General features: G+C 58.5%; 15 protein-coding genes. 7 read left to right on the top strand and 8 right to left on the bottom strand.

Annotated elements, in window-relative coordinates; genetic code table 11:
- Positions 1–66: 66 nt before the first annotated feature.
- From ACR0L9_RS14520 to ACR0L9_RS14540, 5 genes are all read right to left on the bottom strand, one after another.
- Positions 67–1,113 (bottom strand): molybdopterin-synthase adenylyltransferase MoeB, encoded by a 1,047-nt coding sequence (locus tag ACR0L9_RS14520; protein ID WP_170465926.1) that lies wholly within the window; start codon positions 1,111–1,113, stop codon positions 67–69.
- Positions 1,113–1,568, bottom strand: coding sequence for a dUTP diphosphatase (gene dut, locus ACR0L9_RS14525; protein ID WP_170566362.1), 456 nt, complete (start codon positions 1,566–1,568; stop codon positions 1,113–1,115). The genes ACR0L9_RS14520 and dut overlap by 1 nt, the downstream gene beginning before the upstream one ends.
- A 26-nt stretch (positions 1,569–1,594) precedes the next feature.
- The gene (gene coaBC / locus ACR0L9_RS14530; protein WP_480895950.1) at positions 1,595–2,791 is read right to left on the bottom strand and encodes a bifunctional phosphopantothenoylcysteine decarboxylase/phosphopantothenate--cysteine ligase CoaBC; all 1,197 of its coding nucleotides are present in this window, start codon (positions 2,789–2,791) and stop codon (positions 1,595–1,597) included.
- Positions 2,792–2,854: 63 nt separating this feature from the next.
- Complete coding sequence (locus ACR0L9_RS14535; RefSeq protein WP_480895951.1) at positions 2,855–3,676, bottom strand: ChaN family lipoprotein; 822 nt, start codon at positions 3,674–3,676, stop codon at positions 2,855–2,857.
- Entirely contained in the window at positions 3,673–4,551 is an 879-nt protein-coding gene (locus tag ACR0L9_RS14540; RefSeq protein WP_170566354.1) for an RNA polymerase factor sigma-32, read from the bottom strand. The genes ACR0L9_RS14535 and ACR0L9_RS14540 overlap by 4 nt, the downstream gene beginning before the upstream one ends.
- Positions 4,552–4,654: 103 nt before the next feature.
- On the opposite strand from ACR0L9_RS14540, the gene cobU reads away from it, so the two are divergent.
- Genes cobU through ACR0L9_RS14560 form a run of 4 tightly spaced genes read left to right on the top strand, consistent with a single transcriptional unit; the run spans position 4,655 to position 8,256 of the window.
- Positions 4,655–5,176, top strand: a complete 522-nt coding sequence (gene cobU / locus ACR0L9_RS14545; protein ID WP_170408461.1) for a bifunctional adenosylcobinamide kinase/adenosylcobinamide-phosphate guanylyltransferase — start codon at positions 4,655–4,657, stop codon at positions 5,174–5,176.
- Positions 5,173–5,751, top strand: coding sequence for a histidine phosphatase family protein (locus ACR0L9_RS14550; protein ID WP_170664050.1), 579 nt, complete (start codon positions 5,173–5,175; stop codon positions 5,749–5,751). The genes cobU and ACR0L9_RS14550 overlap by 4 nt, the downstream gene beginning before the upstream one ends.
- A 58-nt stretch (positions 5,752–5,809) precedes the next feature.
- Complete coding sequence (locus tag ACR0L9_RS14555) at positions 5,810–6,694, top strand: glutathione S-transferase (protein WP_480895952.1); 885 nt, start codon at positions 5,810–5,812, stop codon at positions 6,692–6,694.
- Positions 6,695–6,741: 47 nt separating this feature from the next.
- On the top strand, positions 6,742–8,256 hold the full coding sequence (locus tag ACR0L9_RS14560) for a YifB family Mg chelatase-like AAA ATPase (protein ID WP_480895953.1): 1,515 nt from the start codon (positions 6,742–6,744) through the stop codon (positions 8,254–8,256).
- Here the strand turns inward: ACR0L9_RS14560 and gshB are convergent.
- The 3 genes from gshB to rsmI all read right to left on the bottom strand — a co-directional run bounded on the left by gshB (position 8,253) and on the right by rsmI (position 10,477).
- Positions 8,253–9,185, bottom strand: coding sequence for a glutathione synthase (gene gshB / locus ACR0L9_RS14565; RefSeq protein ID WP_480895954.1), 933 nt, complete (start codon positions 9,183–9,185; stop codon positions 8,253–8,255). The genes ACR0L9_RS14560 and gshB overlap by 4 nt on opposite strands.
- 61 nt (positions 9,186–9,246) lie before the next feature.
- A complete protein-coding gene (locus ACR0L9_RS14570; protein ID WP_480895955.1) occupies positions 9,247–9,618 on the bottom strand; it encodes a YraN family protein in 372 nt (123 codons plus the stop codon).
- Position 9,619: 1 nt separating this feature from the next.
- Positions 9,620–10,477: a 16S rRNA (cytidine(1402)-2'-O)-methyltransferase gene (rsmI, locus tag ACR0L9_RS14575; RefSeq protein ID WP_480895956.1), complete on the bottom strand. Its 858-nt coding sequence runs from the start codon at positions 10,475–10,477 to the stop codon at positions 9,620–9,622.
- Between the two features lie 87 nt (positions 10,478–10,564).
- On the opposite strand from rsmI, the gene ACR0L9_RS14580 reads away from it, so the two are divergent.
- Genes ACR0L9_RS14580 through murJ form a run of 3 tightly spaced genes read left to right on the top strand, consistent with a single transcriptional unit; the run spans position 10,565 to position 16,054 of the window.
- Positions 10,565–11,737 carry a penicillin-binding protein activator gene (locus ACR0L9_RS14580; RefSeq protein WP_480895957.1) on the top strand — a complete coding sequence of 391 codons (1,173 nt, stop codon included), beginning with the start codon at positions 10,565–10,567 and terminating at the stop codon, positions 11,735–11,737.
- A complete protein-coding gene (locus tag ACR0L9_RS14585; protein ID WP_480895958.1) occupies positions 11,697–14,516 on the top strand; it encodes a [protein-PII] uridylyltransferase in 2,820 nt (939 codons plus the stop codon). Before ACR0L9_RS14580 ends, ACR0L9_RS14585 begins: the two co-directional genes overlap by 41 nt.
- The gene (murJ, locus tag ACR0L9_RS14590; protein WP_480895959.1) at positions 14,513–16,054 is read left to right on the top strand and encodes a murein biosynthesis integral membrane protein MurJ; all 1,542 of its coding nucleotides are present in this window, start codon (positions 14,513–14,515) and stop codon (positions 16,052–16,054) included. The genes ACR0L9_RS14585 and murJ overlap by 4 nt, the downstream gene beginning before the upstream one ends.

A 16,054-nucleotide genomic window follows, 5' to 3' on the forward strand; every position in this document is an offset into this window, starting at 1 on the left:
CTTTGACCTCATAGCTAAGACCGTCCGTCGAAATGATCCAGAGCTACCCGAGAATTTGAGCCCGCCTTAATGAGATGCCCCGCAGATCGGGCAATCGGTGCGACGCGCCAGGGTGATCTTGCGGCTTTCGCCGTATAGCGCATCGTAGATCAACATCTCACCTCGCAATGCCTGCCCGGCGCCGGTGATCACCTTGATCGCCTCAACCGCCATCATCGAGCCGACCACACCCGGCAGTGGGCCGATTACTCCAGCCTCGGCGCAAGAAGGCGCAAGGCCGGGGGCGGGTGCTTCGGGGAAAATGCACTGATAACATGGGCCGGTGGTGGCAGGGTCAAAGACGCTGAGCTGCCCTTCCCACTGCGACAGCGCGCCAGATATCAAGGGTTTTCCCAGTGCAACCGCCGTACGGTTTGCAAGGTAGCGGGTGTCGAAATTGTCAGTGCCGTCGAGGATCAGATCAAAATCAGCAAACAGATCTGCTGCAATCTCTTCGGTCAGGCGACGGTGGTACGGCAAGACGACCACGTTGGGATTCTGCGCCAACATAGACTGCTGGGCTGAAAACACCTTGGGCATACCGATATCAGCATCGCGGTGGATCACCTGCCGCTGTAGGTTGGCGTTCTCGACCACGTCATCGTCGATCACGCCGATTGTTCCCACTCCGGCGGCAGCCAAATATTGCAGGGCGGGCGCGCCGAGCCCCCCCGCACCGATTACCAGCACGCGCGCCTGTTTCATTCGCTTTTGGCCGGGACCGCCCAGTTCACGCAGAACGATGTGGCGGGCATAGCGTTCAAGCTCGGTCTCGCTGAACTGTTCGGATGGCTTGGCGGGCTCCGACGTCTGGCCGGACGCGGCGCGATTTCGCAACGCCTTCAAACCCCGCCCATAAAGCAGCACCAGCACAGCCGCTCCAGCGAGGATCAGCCACATCGCTGCCGACCCACCGGTCGCCTGACGCAACGGGTTTCCCTCAGGCAGCAGAAGTTGAGCAATAATCACGCCTGTCAAGAGCGCGCCAACAGAAACCAGCCGCGCGCTGCGCGACACCCCGGCAATATAGCCAACACCCCAAAGCCCGGCAGCAAGGATCAGAACCAGCAGCATCAGCCCCGCCCGGTTGAACCGAACCCGCCCGCGCCGCGATCAGTCTCGGTCAGAGCCTCAACGTCCTGGAACATGGCCTGCACCACCGGTGCAACGATCAGTTGCGCGATACGTTCGCCATGCGCAATCTCGAAGGGGTCCTGACCCGCGTTCATCACGATCACGCCCAATGGCCCGCGATAGTCGCTGTCGATTGTACCCGGAGTGTTGGGCAAGGTGATCCCGTGTTTCAAGGCAAGGCCCGATCGTGGACGCACCTGAACCTCGAACCCCTGCGGAATTTCGATCCTAAGGCCTGTCGGTATCAGCGCACGACGGCCCGGTTCCAGAATAATAGACGTACCATCCGGCAGATTGGCGCGCACATCCGCCCCGGCAGCACCCGCGGTTTCGTATGAAGGCAAGGGCACCAACGGGTCAGCCCCCTCCTCTCGGATCACGCGAATTGCCACCATACCTGTACCTCTTGTCGTTATGGCTGTTATCTGGTCAGCGCGCCGGCGATCTTGGTTGCCAACCGCTTTGCCACATCATCCTTGCCCATACGCGGCCATTCTTCGGCACCTTGCTCTGAGATCAGGATCACCGCATTCTCAGAACCGCCCATGATACCTGTCGCGGGGCTGACATCATTCGCAACGATCCAGTCACAGCCCTTGCGGGCACGTTTGGCCGTAGCATGTTCGATCACGTTGTCTGTTTCGGCGGCAAAACCCACCACCAAAACGGGCCTGCCACTTCCCATTCGCGCGATGCGCTTCAAAATGTCGGGATTCTCGGCAAACTCTAGCGCAGGCACCCCGTCGCGGCTTTTCTTCAGCTTCCGGTCCGAGGCACTGGATACCCGCCAATCGGCCACTGCAGCTGCAAATACCCCCGCATCCACCGGAAGCGCTGCGTCGACCGCATCCGACATTTGCAGCGCGGTCTCTACACGCACGACCTTCACGCCGTCTGGAGGAGGCACGTCAGCCGGACCCGTAATAAATGTAACATCGGCCCCCAATGCAGATAGCGCGCGTGCGACAGCTGTCCCCTGCGCGCCCGACGATCGGTTGGCAATGTAACGTACCGGATCAATTGGTTCATGTGTCGGACCCGATGTCACCAGAATACGTTTGCCAGCCAAAGGCCCATCCCCGAACTGCGCCTCGATCGCCGCGACAATTTCAAGTGGCTCCGACATGCGGCCCGGACCGTATTCACCGCAAGCCATATCGCCTTCGTTCGGGCCGACAAAACGCACGCCGTCTGCTTCCAGTTGCGCATGGTTACGCCGGGTTGCGGGATGCTCCCACATGCGGACATTCATCGCAGGCGCACACAGAACCGGCGTATCGGTCGCCATCAAAAGGGTCGAGGCCAGATCATTAGCTAACCCGCCTGCCATCTTACCCATCAGATCGGCCGTTGCCGGAGCAACCACGATCAGATCAGCCGAACGGGAAAGCTGAATATGACCCATCTCAGCTTCATCGGTCAGATCAAAGAGATCTCGATAGACCTTTTCACCGGCCAGGGCAGACACGGATAACGGAGTTACGAATTCTTCGGCAGCACGGGTCAAAACCGGCGTGACCGCTGCACCACGTTCCCGCAACCGCCGGATCAGGTCCAGCGACTTGTAGGCCGCAATCCCACCGCCGATGATCAGCAGAATACGTTTCGATGACAGCATGGCTCGCCCTTCCCCTCCCGGTCGGCCCTGACATTAGGCAACGCTGGCGGGCAGTTCCAGCAGTTAATTCTGCACCTCAAAGGCTTTGCAGGGGTCTTCTCGCTCGACTGTGGGGCTATCGATAACAGCATCAAAATCCCCGCTCACGACCCCATCTTCGGATTGTCCCAGTACAAAGACCTTCAAACCGGGGCGCAGTCGCGACAGAAAAGTCGGAATTCCGCGATCCTTACGGGCATGGCCATTGCCAGTGATAACCGCGACAGGCCCACCAGTTTCGACGGTGGCGCGCAGAATGGCTCGGGTCAACACAGCGTCCCTCAGACGTTGAATGGCTACCATCTGCGGTAGAACTTCAGCGGGCAATGCGTCGCAATGTGCCGCCAGTTGATCAGCCTCGCGTGCGGCTTGATCTTCATCCGACAGAGGTACAGTCAATCCATATCTGGCCGCATCAGCCCCCAACGCTGTGGCCGCCCCGCGTTCCATAGCAGCGCGGGCCGCTTCACGCGGAACCATCGCGCCATACACCGGCACATCCGCGGCCTGAAAAATGGGGTAGTACATTCTGAGAGGCGGCCAACCGGATTCTGCCCAGCGCAGAATTCGGGACAGCTCCTCGGGATTGGTTGCCGCTTTTTGAGCCAACCGCTGAGCACCTTCTTCGGTCACCATCTCCCAGACAACCGCCGTGGGCGTGATTGCCTCAACTGCTTCGGCTTGGACCAGATGATGCAGAGGGTTGTCATGAATCTCGCCCAGAATGACGACATCCGCGGCCCGCATGTCGGCCAACACGTCCTGAGGGATAAATTCAGCAGCTCGAACCTTTTGAGGCAAAGTGGCGAGCAACACAAAAGCTGTAAGAATCGCAAGAGGTTTCATGCGAAGAAGTGTTGCACCTCGCGCGATTGCGCTTCAAGATTCTTGCGCATCTTTGTGAACGCTGCCGCCTCGAGCTGGCGCACACGCTCTTTCGACAGGCCAAGCTCTTTCCCAAGACTTTCCAGCGTCCGGGCAGGCTCACGCAGTTTTCTTTCGCGAACGATAAACCGCTCGCGATCGTTCAAAGCTTGCATCGCCGCCACCAGCCATTCGCGCAGTTGCTGGTTGTCGTGGCTGTTCTCTACTACCTCGGCGGCTTGTTCGCTGTCATCTTCCAGCGCATCAATCCACTCGCGCCCGTCCTCATCTGCAGACTGAACCGCATTCAGCGAGAAATCGGACCCTGCCAGACGGCCTTCCATCATCTCGACATCACGCAGCGGGACTCCGATTTCGGCGGCAATCTTCTGATGCAACTGATGGCGATCCAGCTCCAGCCCCTCAGTCGCGGCTTCGCGCTCCAGACGCGCCTGTACCCGACGCATGTTGAAGAACAGCGATTTCTGGGAAGAGGTCGAACCAGTGCGCACCATCGACCAATTGCGCATCACGTAATCCTGAATGCTGGCCTTGATCCACCACACTGCATACGTTGAAAACCGCACACCCCGATCCGGATCGAACTTGTCGGCGGCTTTCATCAAGCCCAGTCCCGCCTCCTGAATCAGATCATTCATCGGCGCGCCGTAGCGTTTGAATTTCGCCGCCATTGATATCGCCAGCCGCATGTAAGCCGTAATGAGGCGATGCAGCGCCTGTTCATCGCGTTCATCGCGCCAGGCATAGGCCAGTTTCAGTTCTGTCTCGGCATCCAGCAACTCGGCCTTCATTGCCTTACGGGACATCGAAAAATCATGTGCGTTGTCGAGTGCCATGCAATTCTCCCCTTTTATCACAGGCGATGGGCCGGGCTTGCCTTGCCGACTTGTGGTCGATACGCAGGACAAAACCGGGTGGATCACCAGAAAGGTAATAAAAGTGCATGCCGATTTAACCTTTATCCTAGGCGGCGCTGCATCCGGAAAATCTGCTTTTGCGGAGCAACTTGCTGTTTCAACTGGGAAAAGTCGCGTTTACCTTGCGACATCACAAGTGTTTGATGACGAGATGCGCCTAAAAATCAGGCAACATATTGCACAACGCGGCAGCGGGTGGACGACGATCGAAGCGCCATTTGATCTATCGCCGGAACTCGCCAAGCTGACAAATGATCAGATTTGCCTGATCGATTGTGCAACCATGTGGCTGACAAATCACCTGCTGGCAGAGAATAACCTAGAGGAAGCACAGGCCGGGCTGCTTGAGGCGATGAAGACCTGTGCCGCCCAGATCGTCGTGGTATCAAACGAAGTCGGCCACGGGATCGTCCCCGACAACGCCTTGTCCCGTCGATTCCGCGAGGCGCAGGGACGGCTGAACATCGCTCTGGCTGCGCAGGCAGATCGGGTGGTGCAGGTTACGGCCGGGCTGCCGCTGGTTCTCAAAGGGCAACCCCTATGACGCGCCTGCATTTGGTACGGCACGGCCCCACCCATGCTAAAACTATGGTAGGCTGGTCCGACCTTCCTGCCGACTTGAGTGATAAGGCCGCGATTGCACGGCTTGATGCGCATCTGCCTTCCAATGCCGTCGTAATCTCATCAGACTTGTCACGCGCCAGCGATACGGCCAGCGCCATTCAAGGCACGCGACTCCGCCTTCCGCACCACCGCGATCTGCGCGAAATTAATTTCGGCAACTGGGAGATGCGCCCCTTCGCCGAGATCGAGGCGGAAGACCCCGAGCTTTGCTTTGCCTACTGGGATAATCCGGGCGAGGCCAGGCCTCCAAACGGGGAAAGCTGGAATGAGGTCCGCGCGCGTGTCGATAGGGTCGTCGACACCCTGATCGCGGCCCATACCGGATGTGACCTAGTCCTGGTCGCCCATTTCGGAGTGATCCTGACTCAGGTCCAACGCGCTCTGGACGTGGACGCCCAACACGCGTTTGGTCACCGCATCGACAACCTGTCCGTCACCGAGATCACGCGCCATAACGATGGATGGACTGTAGGTCGGATTAATCACCGACCGTGATAGGTGTGCGCACAAATCTCTGATTTACCGATGGGCCTCTGTCCGACATCGTTGCCGCATGACATATGATCTCTTTATCGGTGACCGGTTATTTTCCAGCTGGTCCATGCGCGGATGGCTGATGCTTGAGAAATTCGGCCTGCCATACCGCACCCATATGATTGGCCTATATTCCGGCACCATGGCGGCGGATATGGAACCACTGGCCCCGGCGCGCTTTGTTCCCACACTGCGCTTGCCAGATGGAACCGTGGTCGGCGAAAGCCTTGCGATGGCAGAGACATTGGCCGAACACCACCCCAAAGCAGGGCTTTGGCCGTCAGACCCTGCCGCCCGCGCCACAGCACGGTGGCTATGTACTGAAATGGTTGCCGGTTTCACAGCGCTGCGGGGGCAATGCCCTATGCAGTTGAAACATCGCTGGGAAGGGTTCCGCCCGTCATCTGAAACGATGGCTGATTTGGAGCGGATCGAAACCCTCTGGGCCCATGCACGGAAGGTCTCTGGCGCCACGTCGGGCCCGCTGTTTGGTGCATACTCTCTGGCTGATGTCTTCTACACGCCGGTCGCGGCACGCATTATCGGCTATGGCCTGCCTGTGTCCGAGGTCAATCGTGCGTATAGCATGCACCTGCTCTCAGATATCGCCGTTCGACAATGGCGCGCCATGGGCATGACGGTCGCGTATGAACCCTTCCCGTATCCGCAAGACCTGCCGGCCCTAAGCTGGCCTGTCGGCGGAGTTTCACAAGCCTCCGCGGTCAGCACCGGCCCCTCGGTCAATTCAGCCTGCCCCTACTCCGGCAAGCCTGTGCAAGACTATCTGGAACTCGATGGAAAGATTTGGGGCCTGTGTAACCCGTTTTGCCGGGACAAAACCGTTGCCGACCCCGAGGCGTGGCCGAAATTTACAGCGATGGTTGCTGACGTTAACGATTCCTAAACCGCAGCCATGGCAGCAACGTCCTGTTAACCAAGAACAGGATTGCCATGGTCGCCCGCGCCCACACCGTTGCCTTTCAAGGGGTCGATGCCCGCCCGGTCGAGGTGCAATGCGCCGTCTCACCGGGCCTTCCGGCCTTTTCCATCGTGGGATTGCCGGACAAGGCAGTCTCCGAAGCACGGGACCGTGTTCGTAGTGCGCTAAGTTCGATGGCGATCGCGCTGCCGTCGAAACGGATCACGATTAACCTTTCGCCTGCCGATCTGCCCAAAGAGGGCAGCCATTTCGACCTGCCTATCGCCGTCGCTTTGTTGACTGCGTTGGAAATCATCCCAGCGGATGCTGCCGAGGGCGCTGTCGCGTTGGGCGAGTTGTCTTTGGATGGTTCTCTGGTACCCGTCGTCGGCGCGCTGCCCGCTGCCATGACAGCAGCCGCCGATGATCGCAGCTTGCTTTGTCCCAGCGCCTCTAGCGCCGAAGCCGCGTGGGTTGACGCCACTCAGGTGATCGGAGCGGGCTCGTTGGGGGATGTGGTGCGGCACTTTACCGGTCAGTCTGCGCTGCCCGCTGCGACACCGGGCGAAGTGAAACTATCACTCAACGCACGGGACCTGCGGGACGTGAAGGGGCAAGAGCGCGCCAAACGCGCCTTGGAAATCGCCGCAGCCGGGCGGCATCACCTGATCATGATCGGGACACCGGGTTCCGGCAAATCCATGCTGGCGGCGCGTCTGCCAGGTATATTGCCGCCTCTGAGCCCGGTCGAAGCTTTAGAGACATCGATGATCCAGTCGCTTTGCGGCTTACTGGACGAAGGGGGCATCAGCCGCGCCAGACCGTTTCGCGAGCCGCACCATACCGCTTCCATGGCGGCGATCGTGGGCGGTGGCAAAGGCGCGAAACCCGGTGAGATTTCACTGGCGCATAACGGCGTCCTGTTCATGGACGAGTTTCCCGAATTTCCGCGCACCGTGCTGGAAACCCTGCGACAGCCGATTGAAACCGGCGAAGTCATGGTCGCCCGTGCCAACGCCCATGTGAAATACCCATGCCGCTTTATGCTGGTAGCCGCCGCGAACCCGTGCAAATGCGGATACCTGACGGACCCGTCCCGCGCCTGTTCACGCGCACCGGTCTGTGGCGAGGATTACTTGGGGCGTATCTCAGGGCCGTTGATGGACCGGTTCGATTTGCGCATCGAAGTCCCTCCGGTCGGATTTACCGATCTCGACCTGCCGCCTACCGGCGACAGCTCTGCGACCGTCGCAGAGCGGGTTGAAGCGGCGCGCGCCATACAAGCAGATCGCTTTCGCGACACGCCAAATATCCGTCAAAACGCAGATGTCGAAGGCAATGTGCTGGAAGAAATCGCCGCCCCTGATGCCCAGGGCAAAGAACTATTACTGAAAGCCGCGGAACGCTTTGGCCTGTCGGCCCGCGCCTTTCACCGCATCCTACGCGTGGCCCGCACCATTGCCGACCTCGAAGGTGAGCCGGATGTGCGCCGCCCCCATGTCGCAGAGGCGCTGAGCTTTCGCATCAGCGCCAAAGCAGGAGCTTAAAGTTTCGCCTCAATCGCTTGCCAGATTTTCTCGGCGATGTTCACGCCATTGAAGCGCTCAAGCTCCTGAATACCAGTGGGTGAGGTCACGTTGATCTCGGTCAGGTAGTCGCCAATTACATCGATCCCCACAAAGATCTGACCACGTTCCCTCAATAACGGTCCAATCGCAGCGCAGATTTCCATATCTCGCTCGGACAGGCCGATTTTCTCGGGGCGCCCGCCCACATGCATGTTCGAGCGGGTCTCGCCCTCAGCCGGAACGCGGTTGATGGCGCCCACCGGCTCACCATCGACAAGTATGACCCGCTTGTCGCCATTGCGCACGTCCGGCAGGAATTTCTGCGCAATCAATGGCTCACGAGAAAAGCCGGTGAACAGCTCATGGAGCGATGTCAGGTTGCGGTCATTCGCATCAAGACGGAACACGCCAGCACCTCCGTTGCCGTAAAGCGGCTTGAGGATGATATCGCCATGCTTTTCCTTGAACGCCTTGATGGTTCGCAAATCCCGCGCAATCGTGGTGGGCGGAGTCAGTTCAGGGAAATCCAGAACCAGCAGCTTTTCGGGATAGTTTCGCACCCAAAACGGATCGTTAACCACCAGGGCCTGCCCCTTTAGCCGGTCAAGCAAATGGGTCGAGGTGATGTAGTGCATGTCAAACGGGGGGTCTTGGCGCAGCCAGACGACATCAAATTCAGCAAGGTCCACTTCACGCTCAGGGCCCAACACTGCCGGGTTGCCAGCGACTCGTTGCACCGTCATGTCATGGCCGCGCGCCGTGATCTTGCCTTCCTGGTAAGCCAGTTGATCCGGGCCATAAAAAAACAGCTGGTGGCCGCGCACCTGAGCCTCTTCTGCCAGACGGAAAGAGCTGTCGGCGTTGATATCCACGGCCCCGATTGGGTCCATCTGAAAGGCGATCTTCATGGTGTATCCCTCAATTCCACGCTCGATACATGGCGCAGAGGCTTGACGGGTTCAATGGGGGTCAGTCCAAACCAAAGGCGTTTTCGATGATTTGAACAGTTCCAGTGTCATCAACCAGTGCCGCATCAAACCGAGTATTCGTCAGCTGACCAGCAGGCTCCTGTTCAAGAAACTGGGCAGCGGATGCGCAAATTCGATCCATCTGTCGGCGACTAATCCGGGCGGCTGCGCGGTCAAAACTACGGCTTTTCTTAACTTCAATGAAGACCAACCCATCTGCGTTGCGCGCGATCAGATCTATTTCACCGCCAGCACCGCGCCACCTGCGTCCTGCGATTGAATAACCCCGTCGCGCGTATTCGGCGGCCGCGCAAAGTTCGGCGGATTGTCCAGCGTGATAAGATACAGAACCCCGAACGGATCTCTGTGCCATATCATCCCTTTCCCAGCTTCAGAGCCATCTGATAGATCGGGCGGCGCGGCAGGCTGAACATCTCTGACACCAAATCTGCCGCATCCCGCACCGAATGCGTTTGCAATGCTTTTATCAATGCCTCTTCTACGTCAGAGTCCTTAACAGATTGCGAATGGGCGCGATCCACAAGCAGAACCACCTCGCCCTTTACCGATGCGCCCTCGTACTCTGTTGCCAGATCAGCGAGCGTCCCTCGGCGAGTTTCTTCAAACTTCTTCGTGAGTTCACGGCACAGGGCCGCCTGTCGGTCTCCACCCAAAATATCCGCGAGATCAGAGAGGCAGGCAGCCACGCGCTTCGGCGATTCATAGAAGACAAGCGTTCCGGGGACGCTGCGCAGGGATTCGATTCGTGAACGCCGTGCGCCAGAGGCATTGGGCAAGAACCCGGCAAAGAAAAATGCATCCGTGGGAAGCCCCGCCAATGTCAGCGCCGTCAAAACAGCAGACGGTCCCGGTGCACATGTCACGTTGTGCCCAGCCTCAGCCGCCTGACGGCCCAAATCATAGCCGGGATCGGCGATCAGCGGCATTCCCGCCTCGGACGCGTAAGCCACCGATTGCCCTTGTTCCAGCGCCTCAAGTATTTTGCCCCGCGCGCCCGCACCGCTGTGATCGTGGTAGGCCAATATGCGGCGCCCTTCGAGCGGCACGCCATGGATTTCCATCAAACGTCGCAAGCTGCGTGTATCTTCGGCAGCAATCATGTCTGCCGAGGCCAAAACATCGAGCGCCCTGAGCGTAATATCGCGTGCCGTCCCGATTGGGGTGGCAATAAAGTACAGCCCAGTGGCCAATCTGATCTTTTGGAAATTCAAAGCTGGACCCTCACAGCGTGACGTTTATTATCGCGGTTCAATAGACCAAGGTGCCCTCAGACGCCGGATCAGGGAGTTTTCTTTTAGATGTTTACCGTTTGCAAGCCCGCACGCAAACTGGCGAAATCCGCCATTGTACTGGCCACGGCCGCTTTTCTGGCCGCCTGTGAAGTCGGCGGCATCAGCGGAGGGCCTTCGATCGACACCTCTAACCCGGTTCCGGTGGCCCTGTTGGTCCCAAGCGGATCACCTCAGTCTGGCGATGCGGCCCTTGCCCGTAGCCTTGAGAACGCAGCGCGGCTGGCTATAGCGGATTTGCCGAACGTCAAGATTGATCTGCGCGTCTACGACACGGCCGGCAATGCCGGAACGGCCTCGGCGGTTGCACAGCAAGCTGTAGCGGACGGGGCCAAGATCATTCTTGGGCCAGTGTACGCACAAGCCGCAAACGCGGCAGGACTTGCGGTGCTAAACAACAATGTGAACGTGCTGTCCTTCTCGAACAACACCAGCATTGCGGGCGGCAATGTCTATGTGCTTGGCCCCACTTTCCAGAACACGGCCAACAGGCTGGTGAACTACGCCGGACAGCAGGGTAAAAACAGTACTGTCATTGTGCACAGCAATGACTCAGCGGGCCAGCTAGGCCAGTCTGCCATCGCTGCCGCGCTCAGCAACAGCCGCGTCAACAATGCGGGCACAGTTGGATATGACCGGTCACAGCAGGGCGTGATCGATTCTGTTTCGGCGATTAAAGCAACGGTCGATTCGACCGGCGCAGATTCGATTTTCCTGACCGCGACAACCGCAGGCGCGCTGCCGCTTTACAGCCAGTTGTTGCCCGAGGCTGGTGTGTCTCCTGCGACAACTCAGTATATCGGCCTGACACGTTGGGACATTCCAGCCCAAACGCTGGAATTGCCTGGCGTACAAGGTGGCTGGTTCGCACTTCCCGATCCGGCAAAGGCACAGGCGTATCGCCAGCGTTACAACAACACCTACGGTGAGGCACCACACCCGATCAGCGGGCTTGCCTATGACGGAATCGCTGCGATCGGAGCCTTGGTCAGCCAGGGCAAATCGAACGCGTTGACAGGTGCAGCATTAACCCAGAACGCCGGTTTTCAGGGTGTCGGCGGTATTTTCCGCCTGCGGCCGAACGGTACGAACGAACGCGGTCTGGCTGTTGCCACGATCCAGAACAAACAGGTGGTTGTGATTGACCCTGCCCCACAAAGCTTCTCTGGCGCCGGATTCTAATCGACCGGCGCAGGGCTCTGCGCCCGATGTCAATCTGATCTGCACGGCTGACGAGATTTTTAACAACGCCGAGGTCAATGCCAACCTGTCCGCCGCTGTTGAAATCAGTTCGGACAACGCAGCCTTGCGCGCCGAGACGGTGCGCATTCTGCGAGAGGCGCAAAAGACAGGCCGCAAGGCGATTGCGGACGCCTTTGCCGAGCGCCCATTTGATGCACTGCCGCTGACGCATTCCTATACCTATCTGACGGATCAGATGGTCGGGACAGCAATGCGCATCGCCAGCGAGCATCTGCATCCGTTGGCAAATCCAACGCAAGGCGAGAAAATCGCTGTGCTGGCAGTGGGAGGTTATGGCCGGGGTGAGATGGCCCCGTCATCCGATGTAGATCTGCTTTTTCTGACGCCGTACAAAATCACCGCCTGGGCCGAGAGCGTGATCGAATCCATGCTCTATATTCTCTGGGATCTGCGGCTGAAGGTCGGTCACTCTTCACGCACGATCAAAGATTGCCTGCGTCTGGGGGCCGATGATTTCACCATCCGTACCGCCATGCTGGAACAACGGTATCTCGTCGGGGATCAGCCCCTTGCGCAAGAACTTGAAGCGCGCCTGAAGACCGATCTTTTCAAAGGCACCGAGCGGGAATTTATCGAAGCCAAGCTGAAAGAGCGCGATGAGCGGCACCTGAAGCAGGGTGAACGCTATATGGTCGAACCCAATGTCAAAGAGGGCAAGGGCGGCTTACGCGACCTGCAATCGCTCTACTGGATCGCAAAATACATCTATGGCGTAACGGACGTGGCCGAACTGGTCCCTATGGGCCTCTTTACGCCCGAAGAGTTTGACGAGTTCGCGCAAGCCGAAGAATTCCTCTGGGCCGTCAGGTCTCATTTGCATCTGGTGACGGGCCGCGCGACGGAACAACTGACCTTCGATCTGCAGGTCGAGGTGGCCGATCGTATGGGATATCAAGACCGCGCCGGTCGGCGCGCCGTCGAGGTGTTCATGCAACGCTATTTCCGCGAAGCCACCCGTGTGGGCGAATTGACACGGATTTTCCTGACCAAACTGGAAGCCTCGCACATGAAGGGCGCGGCCTTGCTGGAACGTATTTTCCGCCGTCGCCCCCGCGTCAAGGCCGGTTACCGCGTGGTCCATGGCCGTCTGGATATCGCGGACCCTGACACGTTCCTGTCAGACAAGGTCAACCTGTTACGGTTGTTCGAAGAGGGTTTGCGCACGGGTATGCTGATCCATCCCGACGCAATGCGGTTGGTAACGGCCAACCTGAACCTGATCGACGATGAGATGCGCAACGACAAAGAGGCGCGGCGCATCTTTCTTGATCTAATGCTGAAACACGGCAACCCCGAACGTGCCCTGCGACGCATGAACGAGTTGGGGGTTCTGTCAGCCTTTTTGCCCGAGTTTGAGCACATCGTGGCGATGATGCAGTTCAATATGTATCACAGCTATACGGTGGACGAGCATACGATCCAGTGCATCGTCAATTTGGCGCAGATCGAGCGAGGAGAGTTAATCGAGGAACTGCCCTTGGCGTCATCCATCCTGGAGGGTGGTGTTAGCCGAAAGGTTCTATACGTGGCTCTGTTGCTGCACGACATCGGCAAAGGACGCCCCGAAGATCATTCGATTCTGGGTGCGCAAATCGCGCGCAAAGTGGCGCCACGACTAGGGCTGAGCAAGGCGGATTCGGAAACCGTCGAATGGCTTGTACGCTATCACTTGCTGATGTCCGATATGGCGCAAAAACGCGACATCTCAGACCCGCGCACAATCCGCGATTTCGCGAAAGCTGTTGCAACCGTCAAACGGCTGGACTTGCTGACTGTGCTGACAGTCTGTGACATCCGCGGTGTCGGACCAACGACCTGGAACAACTGGAAGGCTACATTGCTGCGCGCTTTGCATGCTGACACCAAACACGCACTGGAATCCGGGATGGAGGCGCTTAACCGAGCCAATCGTGGAGATGGGGCGAAAAAGCGGTTGCGGGCCGAATTGGAAAACTGGTCCAAATCTGACCTGAAAACCGAAACCGGGCGGCATTATGATCCGTATTGGCAGGGACTGAACCTTTCGACACATGTCGAATTCGCGGAAATGTTGAAATCGCTGGAGGACAGCGGCGATCCGGGTGCCGTAGAAATCCGTCTGCATCCGGATGAGGATCGCGACGCCACCCGCGCGTGTTTTGCCATGGGTGATCATCCGGGTATTTTTTCTCGCATAGCGGGGGCACTTGCCCTTGTAGGAGCCAACGTGGTTGATGCCCGCAGCTATACGACGAAAGACGGATATGTAACTGATGCGTTCTGGGTTCAGGACGCCGAGGGCCATCCCTTCGAGGCCACGCGCCTGCCTCGGCTGACCCAGATGATTCACAAGACACTCAGGGGTGAGGTTGTCGCACGGGACGCATTGAAATCCCGCGACAAGATCAAGAAGCGCGAACGCGCCTTCAACGTCCCGACCCATATCACCTTCGACAACGAAGGTTCAGAGATTTACACGATCATCGAAGTCGACACCCGCGACCGGCCCGGACTGTTATATGATTTGACGCGCACGATGGCAGCCGCCAATGTCTATATCGCGAACGCAGTGATCGCCACCTATGGCGAACAGGTGGTCGACACGTTCTATGTCAAGGATATGTTCGGCCTGAAATACCACTCTGAGGCCAAGCAACGCGGGTTGGAAGCCAAGCTGCGTGCGGCCATCACCGAAGGTGCCGAGCGGGCTGCATCATGAAGCCGATCCGCCTGATTTCGGGCTTTTTCACCGTTGGGTTCTGGACCTTGGCAAGCCGCATTCTGGGCTTTTTGCGGGAAATCCTGCTGACCGCTTATATCGGGCCCGGACCGGTGATGGACGCTTTCGTCGCAGCCTTCCGACTACCCAATATGTTCCGCCGCTTCTTTGCCGAGGGCGCATTCAACGCAGCCTTTGTTCCAATGTTTTCAAAACGCCTTGAAGGCGGTGAAGACGCCGAAGGTTTCGCACAGGATGCGTTTAACCTGTTGGCAGTGGCGGTGCTGGCGCTAGTCGGTCTGGCGATGGTCTTCATGCCCGCGTTGGTTTGGATAACCGCCGAAGGATTCTATGGTGATGAACGCTTCGATCTGGCGGTGGATTATGGTTACGTCGTGTTCCCCTACATCCTGTTTATGTCCCTCGCTGCGCTGTTTTCCGGAGTATTGAACGCTACCGGGCGCTTCGCCGCTGCAGCCGCCGCTCCTGTGCTGCTGAACATATTCGCCTGCTCCGCGTTAATCTTTGGCGCGATATCTGGTGGAGAAATCATACGCTGGCTCATCGCGGTCATCCCAGTCGCAGGCATCGCGCAATTAGCGCTTGTCTGGATTGCGACCGAACGCGCGGGAATTCGCATTCGGCCCGGTTGGCCAAAGCTCAGCCCGGAAATGCGCCGCATGGTGCGGATCGCGGTTCCTGCGGCGTTGGCCATGGGCGTAACGCAAGTCAATCTTGTGGTCGGACAGCTTGTGGCATCAAAAACCGAAAAGGCAGTCAGTTGGCTGTTTGCCGCAGATCGTTTGTATCAACTGCCGCTCGGAGTGGTTGGCATCGCCGTCGGCATCGTGCTGTTACCCGACCTGTCACGCCGCCTGCGCGCGGACGACAAAGATGGAGCACGCAACGCCTTTTCAAGAGCCGGAGAGTTTACTCTGCTGCTGACCTTGCCTTCAACGGTTGCCTTTATGATCATCCCCGGCCCGTTGGTCTCGGTCCTGTTCCAACGTGGTCAGTTCAGCGCCGAAGATACAGCGGCGACCGCCTTGGCCGTGGCCATCTATGGTATCGGGCTGCCCGCATTCATGCTGCAGAAGCTACTGCAACCTTTGTTCTTCGCCCGCGAAGATACCAAATCACCGTTTCGATACGCAGTGGTTGCGATGGTGGTGAATGCCGGACTTGCCTTTGGGCTTTATCCCATTGTCGGGTGGATTGCGCCCGCAATCGCAGCGTCGACTGCTGGCTGGGCCATGGTTGCGCTGCTTGCAATCGGCGCGCGCAGAATGGGCGACGAAGCCCGATTTGATGACCGGTTCAAACAGCGGATCTGGCGGGTCGTGGCGGCATCGGCTGGCATGGGGGTGGTGTTGTTTGCGGCCATTAACCTCTTCGGCTGGATGTTCGAAGTACCAGGCTGGCGTTACCTTGCGCTGCTCGTGCTCATTGTAACTGCGGCGGTGGCCTACTTCCTGTTGGGGCACATCTTTGGCGCCTTCCGGATTTCGGAGTTCCGCACAGCGCTGCGCCGTAGCTAA

The sequence above is a fragment of the Ruegeria sp. I3 genome, from assembly GCF_056532525.1.

Bases quoted from the DNA above. Each gene is read 5' to 3' on its own strand.
- ACR0L9_RS14520 (WP_170465926.1), bottom strand. From the start codon at position 1,113: ATGCTGCTGGTTCTGATCCTTGCTGCCGGGCTTTGGGGTGTTGGCTAT.
- dut (WP_170566362.1), bottom strand. From the start codon at position 1,568: ATGGTGGCAATTCGCGTGATCCGAGAGGAGGGGGCTGACCCGTTGGTG.
- coaBC (WP_480895950.1), bottom strand. From the start codon at position 2,791: ATGCTGTCATCGAAACGTATTCTGCTGATCATCGGCGGTGGGATTGCG.
- ACR0L9_RS14535 (WP_480895951.1), bottom strand. From the start codon at position 3,676: ATGAAACCTCTTGCGATTCTTACAGCTTTTGTGTTGCTCGCCACTTTG.
- ACR0L9_RS14540 (WP_170566354.1), bottom strand. From the start codon at position 4,551: ATGGCACTCGACAACGCACATGATTTTTCGATGTCCCGTAAGGCAATG.
- ACR0L9_RS14550 (WP_170664050.1), top strand. From the start codon at position 5,173: ATGACGCGCCTGCATTTGGTACGGCACGGCCCCACCCATGCTAAAACT.
- ACR0L9_RS14555 (WP_480895952.1), top strand. From the start codon at position 5,810: ATGACATATGATCTCTTTATCGGTGACCGGTTATTTTCCAGCTGGTCC.
- ACR0L9_RS14560 (WP_480895953.1), top strand. From the start codon at position 6,742: ATGGTCGCCCGCGCCCACACCGTTGCCTTTCAAGGGGTCGATGCCCGC.
- gshB (WP_480895954.1), bottom strand. From the start codon at position 9,185: ATGAAGATCGCCTTTCAGATGGACCCAATCGGGGCCGTGGATATCAAC.
- ACR0L9_RS14570 (WP_480895955.1), bottom strand. From the start codon at position 9,618: ATGGCACAGAGATCCGTTCGGGGTTCTGTATCTTATCACGCTGGACAA.
- ACR0L9_RS14580 (WP_480895957.1), top strand. From the start codon at position 10,565: ATGTTTACCGTTTGCAAGCCCGCACGCAAACTGGCGAAATCCGCCATT.
- murJ (WP_480895959.1), top strand. From the start codon at position 14,513: ATGAAGCCGATCCGCCTGATTTCGGGCTTTTTCACCGTTGGGTTCTGG.